This window comes from Acidicapsa borealis, assembly GCF_059115245.1.
Genome location: NZ_JCACNY010000001.1, coordinates 5,708,902 through 5,721,087, shown reverse-complemented (window position 1 = coordinate 5,721,087; position 12,186 = coordinate 5,708,902). Strand labels below are relative to the sequence as shown.

At 59.4% G+C, this 12,186-nt stretch carries 10 protein-coding genes; 5 read left to right on the top strand and 5 right to left on the bottom strand.

What is annotated here, in order from left to right:
• Positions 1-14 precede the first annotated feature (14 nt).
• Together AC5S27_RS23355 and AC5S27_RS23350 are read left to right on the top strand one after the other, a co-directional pair.
• Entirely contained in the window at positions 15-740 is a 726-nt protein-coding gene (locus AC5S27_RS23355; protein ID WP_493936964.1) for a hypothetical protein, read from the top strand.
• Positions 741-914: 174 nt separating this feature from the next.
• Positions 915-1,802, top strand: coding sequence for a VOC family protein (locus AC5S27_RS23350; RefSeq protein WP_493936963.1), 888 nt, complete (start codon positions 915-917; stop codon positions 1,800-1,802).
• 24 nt (positions 1,803-1,826) lie between these two features.
• Here the strand turns inward: AC5S27_RS23350 and AC5S27_RS23345 are convergent, their stop codons facing one another.
• A complete protein-coding gene (locus AC5S27_RS23345; protein ID WP_493936962.1) occupies positions 1,827-2,546 on the bottom strand; it encodes a hypothetical protein in 720 nt (239 codons plus the stop codon).
• Positions 2,543-4,609, bottom strand: a complete 2,067-nt coding sequence (ligA, locus tag AC5S27_RS23340; RefSeq protein ID WP_493936961.1) for an NAD-dependent DNA ligase LigA — start codon at positions 4,607-4,609, stop codon at positions 2,543-2,545. The genes AC5S27_RS23345 and ligA overlap by 4 nt, the downstream gene beginning before the upstream one ends.
• Positions 4,610-4,870: 261 nt before the next feature.
• Between ligA and AC5S27_RS23335 the strand changes: the two genes are divergently transcribed.
• The gene (locus tag AC5S27_RS23335; protein ID WP_493936960.1) at positions 4,871-5,356 is read left to right on the top strand and encodes an NINE protein; all 486 of its coding nucleotides are present in this window, start codon (positions 4,871-4,873) and stop codon (positions 5,354-5,356) included.
• Positions 5,357-5,509: 153 nt separating this feature from the next.
• Positions 5,510-6,796 carry a glycosyltransferase family 87 protein gene (locus AC5S27_RS23330; protein ID WP_493936959.1) on the top strand — a complete coding sequence of 429 codons (1,287 nt, stop codon included), beginning with the start codon at positions 5,510-5,512 and terminating at the stop codon, positions 6,794-6,796.
• Between the two features lie 69 nt (positions 6,797-6,865).
• On the opposite strand, the gene AC5S27_RS23325 is transcribed toward AC5S27_RS23330, so the two are convergent.
• From AC5S27_RS23325 to AC5S27_RS23315, 3 genes are all read right to left on the bottom strand, one after another.
• The gene (locus AC5S27_RS23325) at positions 6,866-7,789 is read right to left on the bottom strand and encodes a hypothetical protein (RefSeq protein WP_493936958.1); all 924 of its coding nucleotides are present in this window, start codon (positions 7,787-7,789) and stop codon (positions 6,866-6,868) included.
• An 83-nt stretch (positions 7,790-7,872) separates the two neighbouring features.
• The gene (locus AC5S27_RS23320) at positions 7,873-10,227 is read right to left on the bottom strand and encodes a S9 family peptidase (RefSeq protein WP_493936957.1); all 2,355 of its coding nucleotides are present in this window, start codon (positions 10,225-10,227) and stop codon (positions 7,873-7,875) included.
• Between the two features lie 63 nt (positions 10,228-10,290).
• A complete protein-coding gene (locus AC5S27_RS23315) occupies positions 10,291-11,343 on the bottom strand; it encodes a PIN/TRAM domain-containing protein (RefSeq protein WP_493936956.1) in 1,053 nt (350 codons plus the stop codon).
• A 310-nt stretch (positions 11,344-11,653) separates the two neighbouring features.
• Here AC5S27_RS23315 and AC5S27_RS23310 point away from each other — a divergent pair, with 310 nt between their 5' ends.
• Positions 11,654-12,115 carry a GyrI-like domain-containing protein gene (locus AC5S27_RS23310; protein ID WP_493936955.1) on the top strand — a complete coding sequence of 154 codons (462 nt, stop codon included), beginning with the start codon at positions 11,654-11,656 and terminating at the stop codon, positions 12,113-12,115.
• Positions 12,116-12,186: the final 71 nt, after the last annotated feature.

The window sequence follows — 12,186 nt, the reverse complement described above, 5'->3', positions numbered from 1 at the left end:
TCAAGGGGATTGAGATGAAGAATTGGCAGAAAGCTATCCTTGCATTCCTGGTCGTCGTCCTCATCGGCGGCGTGTATCTCTTTTTCGTCTTCAAATCCCGCCAGGACCCCGGCGTCCTCGGCAAAAAGAACCAGGAACCGAAGATGACCCAGGACGAGCTCGCCGTCGTTCGCCTGCGCTACGCCACCAACTTCACCGATGCCAAGGACGCTCTCGAAGGCAAACCAGCCTGGATCAAAGCAGGCTACGTCCTGCCCTACTTTCCCTATAGCGGCAGCTCCGTCCAATGGGACAAGCGCGCCGGCGAACTCCCCCCGGCCGCGAAGATCAACATCACCAAGCTGATTAAGGCCAGCGTTCCCGCCAAGATCGACGACCGCGTCGCCCATGGCACAAAGCAGTACCTCGCCGTCTTCACCCTGGATGGCACCGACGGCACCTTCGCCGCTCCCGTAGGCGCCACCGACGGCCCCAACGAGACCATCCTCGCCGACGAGCTCTTCTACTACGACCCGCCGCAGAAGATCTACGACAACTGGCCGCAACCCACCTGGGACGCCATCAAAGCCCACACCCCCACCGTCGGCATGAACGAGCTCCAAACCAGAATGGCCGTAGGCGCCAAGATCGAGACCGACTCGCAGGACGCAGGCAACCGCACCATCACCTACCACGCCGGCCCCAAAACCTGGACCGTCAGCTTCTCCAACGACAAAGCCACCTCAGTCAAAGCCAGCTAGAAGCGTTCGTTGCGAAGCCAGGATATAGAGTTCCTCCGGAGGGAGCCGGGGGCTTCAGCCCCCGGAACTGCCGCCACTTAAGAGACGGCCTTTAGGCCCGGTCCGTCTCCGTGAATCTCTTTGCTATGCACTGAATCGAATACTTGTTCTCACAAGTATTGTTTCGAGGCGCCCATGAACCCCACCACCGATCAAGCCACTGAAAGCGTGCAAAACCGCCTCCCGGCCTCGACCCACATTGGCAAAGTCCGCCTCGCCGTCTCGAATCTGACCCGCTCCGTCGCCTTCTACCGCGACATCATCGGCCTAGCCGTCCTCAACCAGAGCGAAACCGTCGCCCAACTCGGCCCCCACGGCGATACCCGCATCCTTCTCGAACTCGAAGAACAGCCCGGCATCCTCCCCATCGCCGCAAGAAGCCGCCTCGGCCTCTACCATACAGCCTTTCTGCTCCCCACCCGAGCCGACCTCAGCCGCTTCGTCCAGCACCTCTGGAAGTACAGAGTCCCCTTCGCCGCCGGCGACCACGCAGTCAGCGAAGCACTCTATCTCGTCGACCCCGACGGCCTCGAAGTCGAAGTCTACGCCGACCGCCCGCGCAGCCAGTGGTCCTACGCCGGTACATCGCTGAGAATGGGCACCACCGCCGTCCGCTTTGACGAACTTGCAGCCGAATCCCCCAACCCAGCGATCCAATGGCAAGGCGCACCCGCGGGAACCACAGTAGGCCACGTTCACCACTACGTCGGCAACCTCGAAGAAGCCGAAAACTTCTACGTCAAAGGCCTCGGCCTGGAAATCACCGTGCAGATCCCCACGGCTCTCTTCACCTCCGCCGGAGGCTACCACCACCACGTAGGCCTCAACATCTGGGCAGCAGGCTCGCCGCCGGCCGGCGCCAAAGACGCTCGCCTGCTCTTCTGGGAACTGGTGCTGCCAAATTCAGAGGAAGTCGCCCGCGTCGCGGCAAGTCTGCGCAGCCAGGGCTTCAAGCCGTCGAGCGAAAACGAGACCACGTTCACCGACACCGCCGACATCACAGTAAGGCTCGTGGTAGCGTAACCCAAAAGCCTGATCGCGGACGAACTACTTCCCCGGTCCAATCAGCTCAATCTCCAGCAAATGCGCCGGCGCCGCCGAAGCTGCCGAAGCCGTCTCGATCGCCAGCGTCCCCGGCGCATCCACCCACTGCAGATCGCCGTTCTTCATCGAGTGCTGACCGCCCGCGAACGAAGCCTTCAGTGAAGAGATCGCCACCAGCAGCGTGGGTCCCTTTGTCGGCGGCTCACTGCACGGTTTCCCGGCAGCGCAAACCAGCCGACGGATCAGCAGCTCAGAGCTGGTGAACTCATCGGTACCGCCAGCCTTCAACGGCTCCGGCACCGGACCTCGCACCGGCTTCTGCACATCCTTCAGTGGAAGCCGTTTCAGCTCGACGCGCAGGAACTCAGAGCTCTGATCGCCAAGATTCTCCACCATATGCCGCTCCGGCCGCGCCGGAGCCACACGAAATGCGCCAGCCTTGGCCGGTGGCCGCACCATCACAAAGGCCGGAATCTCGTCGTGCGTAAACTTCACCTGGCCTGAGTCGGAGAGATAAAGATACACGGTCGGGTAGTTGGAGTGGTCATGCACCCCGATCTTTTCATGCGGTCCGTAATGCACGCGAAAGACGGCCACATCCGCATTCTCCAGCACCAGCTTGTAGTTATTCGGATACGCCTTCACCGGATCCTGCGCATGAACGCCGACCGTCGCAATCCCAAGTGCGACACCCGCCATGACTTTGCAGAAGATTCGCTTCAATTCCCGTCTCCTTCAGCAGCGCTCTGCACCGCCATCAACTCGAACAGCTTAGCCTCGTCGATCACCGGCACACCCAGTTCCTGCGCCTTCGTCAGCTTGCTCCCCGCTTCCTCGCCCGCAACAACGTAATTTGTCTTCTTACTGACCGACCCCGAAACCTTGCCGCCCGCCGCCTCGATCTTCTCCTTGGCTTCCTCGCGGCTCAGAGTCGGGAACGTCCCGGTCAGCACAAACGTCAGCCCCTCAAGTTGCGTAGATTTCACCTTCTTCTCGGCGGTCAGTTTGAGGCCCAGTTCCTTGAATCGGGCGACCAGAGCGCGGTTCTGCTCGTTCTGGAAGAAGTCAAAGACAGCCGTAGCCACCTTCGGGCCCACCTCCTGCACCCGCTGCAGGTCGTCCATTGAGGCGTTCGCCAGATCATCCATGTCCCCAAACGCCGAAGCCAGCAGCTCCGCTGTCCGCTCGCCCACAAACGAAATCCCCAGCCCCATCAGCACCCGTGCCAACCCCGCCTGCTTCGATCGCTCAATCTGCGCCAGCAGCGCCTGCGCCGACTTCTTTCCCACGCGCTCCAGCGAAAGCAGCTGTTCCTCGGTCAGCGTGTACACATCGGAGAGCGACTTCACCAGGCCGGAATCGAGCAGCTGGCTCGCCAGTACTTCGCCCATCCCCTCGATGTTCATGACCCCGCGCCCGGCGAAGTACACCAGCGATCCCCACAGCCGCGCCGGGCAGTCGATGTTGATGCAGTACGTGTCCACCTCGCCCTCGGTATGCTCCACCGGCGTATGGCACACCGGGCATTTGTCCGGCATCACAAAGACCTGATCGCTCTCCGGGTGCTCCGCATCGACCACTACGCTCTGGATATTCGGGATTACGTCCCCCGCCCGCTGCACCACAACCCAGCTCCCCGCCTTGATCCCCAGCCGGGCCACTTCGTCCTCGTTGAACAGGCCAACGTTGGTAATCGTCACCCCGCCCACGATCACCGGAACCAGTACCGCCAGCGGCGTCAGCTTGCCCGTCCGCCCCACCGTGATCTGGATCTCCCGCACCTGCGTAACCGCTGTCCGAGCCGTGAACTTGTACGCAATCGCCCAGCGCGGCGCCCGGCCCGTATACCCCAGCCGAAGCTGCGTATGCTGCGCATCCACCTTGATCACCACACCGTCAATCTCGTATCCCAGACCCTCGCGCGTCTCCTCCACTTTCGCCAGAAACGCGAGAATCTGATCGACCGTGGTAAACGTGTCGCGGTGCGGATTCACCCGGAACCCCAGCGCCGTCAGCGTTTCAAGCGTCGCATGCTGCCCCGCCGGGTTGTACTCGCCATTGACCACGAGAAAGTACCCGTAAAAATCCAGCCGCCGTCCCGCAACCACCTTCGTATCTAGCGTCCTTAGAGTTCCCGCTGCAAAGTTCCGGGGATTGGCAGCCGGAGCAAGCCCCGCCGCTACCCGCTCTTCATTCGCCTTCTTGAACGTAGCCAGCGGCATCACGATTTCGCCGCGAACCTCCCACGCCGCCTGCCCCGCAAGATCAGTCTTCGCCAGCGTCGCCCTCGGAATGCTCAGCGGCACGCTGCGAATCGTCCGAACGTTCGTCGTGACATCCTCACCAATCTGCCCATCGCCTCGCGTCAGTCCGCGCAGCAGATGCGCATCGCCCTTCGCATCCACCTCGTAGTGGAGCGCCAGCGAAAGCCCGTCCAGCTTGAGCTCGGCCACATACTTCACCGGCAATGACCCCGCCAGCTCATGCACCCGCCGGTCCCAGTCCCGCAACTCTTCCTCGTTGTAGGCGTTATCCAGCGAAAGCATCGGCCGCGAATGCGCCACCTTCTGAAAACCCTCCGCCGCGCGTCCCATCACTCGCTGCGTCGGTGAATCGGTCGTCAGCAGCTCAGGATTCTCCGCCTCCAGCGCCTTCAGCCGGTTCATCAGCGTGTCGTATTCCTGGTCGCTTACCTTGGGGTCATCGAGGACGTAATACTGGTACTCGTGATGGCGTAATTGCTCGCGCAGCGAGTTGATTTCATCGGCAGGGGAAGGCGTACTCATGGGCAGGATTATAGCTTTCGAGGGTGGTCGCAAGCGGACCGTAAAAAACCTCGATTTGCCTTGCACATAATTAAGATCAAAAGGCGCATAATAAGCGCGAGCAAGCCGTTACAAGGCGAAACGTGCCGGCGGAAAAATAAATACCCCTCCCCCCCTCATTCTCCATTTTTTCGCTATTCAAGCCATCTCAGAACCGGTAAATGAACCGCATTGCCTGCTGATCCGTATAGAAAAGAAGTAAGAAAGCAGGAGGGCAGTCCGATGAGCAGCTACACATATGACAATCCGCAGGCCATTTTCGAGGCCCAGTATCAGACCGTCCGCCGCGATGAAGTCGTCGGCGTCCTGCTCGCCATCTTCCTCGGCTGCTTCGGGATCCACCACTTCTACGTTGGCCGGAACGGCCTCGGCATCTTCTACATCTGCATCTGTTGGACCGGCATTCCCGCACTGCTGGGCCTGATCGAATGCTTCTTCATGCCTGGCCGCGTGCGCGAGTACAACGCCTTCCAGGCCGCCATGATCGCCGCCAACCTGGGCATTCCCGTCCCGGCCTCAGCCGCATATCCCGGCTGGCCCGCTGCCGGCTACGCACCGTACGCCTACGCCCAGCCAGGCTACGCAGCAGCATACCCGGGCCAGACAACCGCCGTCGTGGAAACAACCCACCAGGCCTGCAGCAACTGCAAGCAGACCAACCCGCCCGGAGCCCGCTTCTGCACCAGCTGCGGAACCCAGCTGGGCTAACCTACTCGCTCCGCCGAAACTTCTTTTCACGAACTTTCGGCGGCGGAGGCTTCCTTCCTGAAGAAAACTAATTTCTAGAAAATAATTAATTCATTGCCCCTGAATTTTCCTTCATGGATACTGGTAGGAGCCCTTCTTCCTCCCGGAGAACCCTTGCAAGATCGAACGACCCGCCGGGACTCGGCGCTTCCCTATCCCAAGCCGAATAACTGGACAATTGCAGCCTTCTTTGGCATCGCGGTTGTAGTGTTCTGGTTGCTGCATCGCAGCGACCTGGCGGATTGGTGGCTGGAAGATCTCCCCGTCTACGCCAATGCCGTGCGGACATGGCTCGCCGGACACAGCCCCTACGACGCCTCGATGGCGCCCCTGTATTTTCTCTACCCACCTTTTTTTCTCTATCTTGCCAGGCTGCTTTCCCTGCCGGTGCCTGCTGGTTGGGGAGAGACTTTGTATGTCGTCCTCGAGATCGTTGCCACCTGCGCTCTGCCGCTGGTGCTGGCCCGGTACTTCTTCCGCCAACGCTGGCTTAGCCCGCTCTTTGCATTGCTGCTGTTTTTCGCTTCGCCGCGATTCACCGGGGTGCTGGCACTCTGCAGCATGAATATCGCGTCGATTCTGTACTGTGGGGCATTCTTAGCCGCGGTTCCGGGCCTTCGCCGCAACCGCTGGGCATGGTTCTATTTCGCCGTTTTTCTTGCCGCCTGTATCAAAATCACGTTTCTCTCCCTGCTTCTTTTGCCGCTCCTGGCCGGTAAGCGGCAATGGCTGCGCAGCATCGGCTGCGGCGTTGCCGTGGTTGCCATGAATCTGGCCGAGAAGAGGATGTGGCCTGATCTTTATGCCGGCTACCAGTGGTCCCTGCAGCAGGGAATCCTGGTCCAGCAGCAGTACGGGTACGGAATTTTCGGAATTGTAGCAACCTACCACCACAACCGCCGCGTGGGCGCTGGCACGGCAGCCTACGTGGTTGCGGGCATATTCGCTCTTGCCGTGCTGGCAATGATGTTTCTCTTGCGCAGGCGGCTCGATCGTAATTGCTATCACGGCTTGAACGGATCGGAATCGAACGGACTGGCCTCGAACGGCGTATGGCTGGCGCTGGTGGTGCTGTCCATCGTCCTGGTTAACCCAAGGCAGATGCAGTATGACGTCGATATCGCATTGGCTGCTGGTTTTGTACTCTGGATCTACGGATTGAAGACTGACCGGGTGCTCGCGTTTATGGTGGTGAGATTCCTGCCGTCGCTGGTCGTTCCATTTGTCGTCCTCAATCCGCATTTGCATGGAATCTATGAGACGCTGCTGGGAATGGGAGCTTTCAGCATCGGAGCATGGAGACTATGGCAGTCAAGCGGAGTTCAACGACTCGAAGTCAGGCCGAGTGAAGAGCCTACTCTCAGCAATGCGGATCAGTTCTCAGGAGTTGCAGGGGACTGATACTGTAACCCGTTCCAACAAATAAGGGCTGTCCGCGAGGGCAGCCCTTATTTGTTTGCAACGCAAGAATCACATATTGGCGTGGCCGGCGCGCATCTCTTCATTGAATGTCGGCTTGGTCAGCGCCAGGGCCTTGTCCATGCGAGCGCGGAACTCGTCTGCGCGAGCCATCAGCAGCGGAGTCGCCGCGGCATATTCGCCGGTGAGCGTCAGCAGGCCCTGTCCGGCTTCGTCCGCTGCCATGCGCAACAGGTCGGCTTCGGTCGTGTTCAGGTATTGCGCGTCGCGCGGGTCGGCAATCCAGACCGGCTGGCCGCCACCGAGCACGCCGGAGAGCCAGTAGGTCTTCAGCAGCAGGTACTCGAGGCGCGCTGCGTCGTTGGTATCCGTAAAGATGAACTTCTTCTGCCAGCGGCTGTAGTAGCGCGTCGTCACCGGAACGGGCTGGCGATTGCCGCTTTTCACCAGTTCAAGCTGCCCCATGTCAATGGTCTTGCGCGCGGCGTTGTAGAGGAAGGTCTCCGCGTAGGGCTGCTCAGGAGCGGGCACGATCTCCGCAAAGGTCACGGTCATGGACATGGAAATCTTGGCATGCAGTGGTGAGTTCGTGCCGTCTTCCAGGTAGATCTCGCCGTGGACGATATACGTATCCGCGCCCGAAGTAGAGCGATGGAACGGCCAGCGGAAATTACGGAAGGAAAGCGGCAGGCCTTCGAGGGTCACGTATGCATCGGGGCGGGGATTCCGCAGACGCTTGGCTTCTTCCGCCAGATGCTGGGTGATTGCCGGAAGCAGGTCAGGCTTGTTGAAGTCGAACTCGTGGCTCAACTCCAGCTTCAGCGTGCGGCCGGGATTGGCGATCGGCGCCAACTCAAAAACAGCCGTAGGTTCGCCGTGGAAATCCTTGCCCTCGGTGGTCGAGATGAGCTGCAGGCCAGCCTTGGTGGCGGCAATCTGGATCGAATCAGTGAGGGCGGTCTTCAATGCGGTCATGTGGTTCCTGTCAGGAAAAGCAGAATGCTGAATCTACTCCTCCATTTTAGCGGTTTGCGGCAGATCGGTCGCAGAACGTCCCGTTATTTCGGTCCCGGCGGAACGTATTGCTCGAAGAAGCGCATCATCAGCGTGAAGCGGTGCTGCAATGTCCCTTCGCCTTCGCTGAGGTCGTGGGTGCGATTCGGGTAGTCCATAAAGTCGAAGGGCTTGCCCAGCGCTACCAGCTTGTCGACCAGCATCTCCGTCCCTTGGAAATGAACATTGTCGTCGCCCGAGCCGTGAATGATGAGCAGATGCCCGGTCAGCCCTTCGGCAAAGTTGACCGGCGAACCATCGTGATAGCCCTTGGCGTTAGTGGCGGGCAGGCCCATGTAGCGTTCCTGATAGATGGTGTCGTAGAGCGTCTGGTCCGGCATGGGTGCGATGGCTACTCCTGCTGCGACATGACCGGGATAGCGAAACATCTGGTTGAGCGTGGCGGAGCCGCCGCCGCTGTGGCCCCACATGCCGATGCGCGAGGTATCGACGTAGGGATGCTCTTTAGCGAATTCGGCGATGGCCTCGTCCTGCTGTTTTGACGAAAGTACGCCGATGTTGCCATAGATGGATTTGCGCCAGGCTCGCCCCTTCGGCGCGGGCGTGCCTTCGTTATCAAAGCCGACGACGATGTAGCCCTCCCGCGCGATGACTTTATGGAAGGTATAGCTCCAGTCGTCGAGCACGATGTCCATCGCTGGCTCTGAATAGACGTGGACGATCATGGGGTATTTCTTCGCGGGGTCGAAGTTGGGCGGCTTGATGAAAAAGGTACTGAGGTTCACCTTTTCGCCCGGCTCGCCTCCGGAAACAGGCGTGTCCAAAAACTCCACGGGATTGGGATCGATGCCGTTGTCCTTGGCAACCTGGTCCTGGTTTTCGATGGCGGTGCGGAGAACCTTGTGTGTCGCCAGTTCGACTACGTCAAATATCGGTGGATGGCTGGCGCTTGAGTAGCTATGCAGCGCATATTTTCCGCCGGGCGCGACGTAGTAACTGTGCGTTCCCGGCTCGTTTGCCGGAGTGATGCGCTCGGGCGCTCCAGTGCCGTTGAGGCGGGAGCGGTAAAGGTAGCGCTGCGTCGGATTTTCAGGAGACGCGATGAAGTAGAACCATCCGTTCTCCTCATCGACGGAGACTTCTTCGATGGCGTCTGCGGAGAAGTTGGTAATGAGCTTCGGTTGCCCGCCGGAAAGAGGTACACGATAAGCGTGACGCCAGCCATCGCGCTCGCTCAGCCATAGGAAATCGAGCTTCGGCTGCGGCAACTGGCAGGTGGTGCATTTGCCGGAGAGCCATTCAAAGGCATCGACAGTATCCACCCACGCTGGATCTTTGTCTTCAAAGACCTTCTGCGGAGTTCCGCTGCGGGTGTCTGCAACATAGACCTGATTGTCATTCTGGAGCCGATTCAGGTATTGCAGGATCAAGCCGCCCGAATCGGTTGAATCGGCGCGTTTGCCTGCAGAATCTGAGTCAGAAGACGGAATCCACTCCATACGAGGGATGTAGTTGTTGCGTGGGTCGCCGGGAAGCTTGATCCAGAGCGTGTCGCCTCCTGTTGCCGAGACAACGCCGACACGAACTGAAGCGTTGGTCCCGCCAGGCTGCGGATATTTGTAATGGAAGAGCTCTGGATACTTCGCCTTGGTGTCGTTGATCAGTGTGTACTCGCTCACGCCGCTCTGGTCGAACTGCCAGTAGGCGATCGACTTCGAATCAGGGCTCCAGTGGAAGGCGTCGCGGAGGCCGAATTCCTCTTCTGTAGCCCAGTCCGTCGTGCCATTGATGATCTCGTACGAGCCATCGTGGGTGAGTTGCGTAACGGCTCCGGTAGCGAGGCTCTCGACGAAGATATTGTTCTGGCTAACATAGGCCACGGACTGGCTATCCGGGGAGAACTTCGCGAACATGAGCGAAGTCGCCGGAGCAGCCGCGCCGATGTGGCTCAGCTTGCCGTCTGCCACGCGCAGAACCCAATAATCACCGCGCGTGCGAAGCCGCCAGACCTTCTGCGCATGGGTGAAGATGAGCAGCAGCTTGTTATCCGCCGACCAGGAGTAGTCATCGAGCGACAGCGGCTCCTTCGCTCCCGTCGGGATCAGTTGCTTTGCTGTGACCAGAACAGCGCGGGCGCCGGTCGCTGTGTCGTAGGCGGCGAGATCGGACGCGTCCTTGATTTCCGGGGACGGCTCCAGAACGGTATAGCGATTTCCGCCGTCCATCCAGTGACTTTCCGCAGGATATTTTGGGTTGTACTCGCCGCGGGTGAATTCTGCGTTCAAGGTTTCACTGAACGCTGCGGAGGGAATCGGGGCCTGTCCATGGAGGAATGCGGCACAGGACGATGTGAGCAGCAGGAGGGATACGACTTTTTGAGGAGAAAGGAATGGACGCATGAAAGGGAGTTATCCTCGGATGTTTCCCAAGAATAACTCCCCTTCGTGGAGATTCGATGGAGTTTAGTGTGTGAATTCAGCGACTGCTGCCGTGCGGGCTGTTTCCGTGCGCGAGCCATCGCCGCGAGGCGCGTTTTCGTCGATGCGGCCAAAGATCATCTTGCCGCTGGCCGTTTGCAGCACGCTGGTGACGGTGATCTCGACGTTGCGGCCGATGACGCGACGGGCGTGGTCCACGACAACCATCGTGCCGTCATCGAGATAGCCGACGCCCTGGTTGTACTCCTTACCCTCTTTCAGGATGAGGATGTTCATCTTCTCGCCGGGCAGTACAACGGGCTTGAGCGCGTTGGCCAGGTCGTTCACGTTGAGCACTTCCACGCGGTGGAGTTGCGCAACTTTGTTCAGGTTGAAGTCGTTGGTGACGACCTTGGCATCCCACTTTTTCGCCAATTCGAGCAGTTTGAGATCCACTTCCTTGATCGAAGGGAAGTCGTCGGGAACGATCTGGATCTGCAGGTTGGTGTTGGACTGCATGCGTTGCAGCATGTCCAGGCCGCGGCGGCCGCGCTGGCGCTTGGAGCTGTCAGTCGAGTCAGCGACAACTTGTAACTCGCGCAGGACGAATTCGGGGATCACGTAGATGCCGTCCATGAAGCCGGTGTCGGCCACGTCGGCAATGCGCCCGTCGATGATGACCGATGTGTCGAGGACCTTGAAGCTCTTCCTGGTCACTTTTTCACCGGAGAAGACGGTGCCCAGTGCGGCGGGATTGAGCATCTCGCCTTTGCTGGTTCCGACTAACAGGCCTACGTAGGTCATCAGCAGCAGGACAAAAACCTGGATAGCAGCGGAGGTGGGTCCGCCGGGGAGGGCTGATCGAAGTACTAGACAGAAGAGCGATGCGCCGAAAATGCCGAGCACGGAACCGGTAACTGCACCGATAAGGCGGCGCAGGTTGAGAGCGCGTACCCGCAGCTCAAAGACGATGACGGCAGCCGAAGCAGCGGCACCACACCCGGCCGCGATTGGGCCGGAGACTCCGAATGGCTTTAGGAAAAAACAGATAACAGTAACCAGGCCAACGAAGAGAACACGCAACAAAATGAGATCCATGGAATGCAGCTCCTGCCAGAAGAGGGGGGAAGATTCTCCCGGCAAATACAAAGTGGGAGTATGCCTATGGCAATACAGGGTCGTCAAGCACGGAAGTTGTAAATTCTGAAAATAAAGAGGCTTAGGAACCAAAGCAATCGAAAGTGTTCAAAATTGAGTCATCAGAAACAAGGTAATTTTCAAAAGCGAGTTACCTTTTTCATTTGAGGTACGACTCAGCTTTACGGCTCATGAGAAACCGGCGAGTTGGAATCACCTTTCCGGTGAATTCGGTTAGTATTCCGCGTGAGTCCGAAAGGAAACCTTTCCTATGATCGAGACCCCGCAGATCGTCCAGACGAGCCCACAGCCCTATGCATTTCTTCACCTGACCGTGCCGAGCTCGGAGGTGCGGAACGTCATGGGCTCCGGATTGATGGAGGTCAACGCAGCACTGGCGGCGCAGGGTGTGGAAGCCGCTGGACCGTGGTTCACCCATCATTTCCACGTGCCAGCCGTAACCTTCGATTTCGAGATCTGCGTTCCCGTCGCTACGCAGATCGAGCCGATGGGACGAGTGCAGGCGGGCATTTGGCCGGCGATGAAGGTGGCGCGGACGGTTTACAGCGGCGACTACGCCAGGCTGGGCGCGGGATGGGGCGAGTTCGAGCGGTGGATTGCCGGACAGGATCTGGCGGAAGCGCCGGATCTGTGGGAGCGGTATACGGTCGGGCCAGAATCCAGCCCGGACCCAACGGAATGGCGGACAGAGCTGAATCGGCCTTTGCTGTAAGGAGGCCCCGGGGCGAGCCTCGGCGCTTTCTGTTATAAGTTGGCAGTTCTGAAACTGCCGATATCCGGGGG

Excerpts from the sequence above, each read along its gene's own strand:
- AC5S27_RS23325 (WP_493936958.1), bottom strand. The coding sequence starts at position 7,789 with ATGACCGCATTGAAGACCGCCCTCACTGATTCGATCCAGATTGCCGCC.
- AC5S27_RS23350 (WP_493936963.1), top strand. The coding sequence starts at position 915 with ATGAACCCCACCACCGATCAAGCCACTGAAAGCGTGCAAAACCGCCTC.
- ligA (WP_493936961.1), bottom strand. The coding sequence starts at position 4,609 with ATGAGTACGCCTTCCCCTGCCGATGAAATCAACTCGCTGCGCGAGCAA.
- AC5S27_RS23310 (WP_493936955.1), top strand. The coding sequence starts at position 11,654 with ATGATCGAGACCCCGCAGATCGTCCAGACGAGCCCACAGCCCTATGCA.
- AC5S27_RS23355 (WP_493936964.1), top strand. The coding sequence starts at position 15 with ATGAAGAATTGGCAGAAAGCTATCCTTGCATTCCTGGTCGTCGTCCTC.
- AC5S27_RS23335 (WP_493936960.1), top strand. The coding sequence starts at position 4,871 with ATGAGCAGCTACACATATGACAATCCGCAGGCCATTTTCGAGGCCCAG.
- AC5S27_RS23315 (WP_493936956.1), bottom strand. The coding sequence starts at position 11,343 with ATGGATCTCATTTTGTTGCGTGTTCTCTTCGTTGGCCTGGTTACTGTT.
- AC5S27_RS23320 (WP_493936957.1), bottom strand. The coding sequence starts at position 10,227 with ATGCGTCCATTCCTTTCTCCTCAAAAAGTCGTATCCCTCCTGCTGCTC.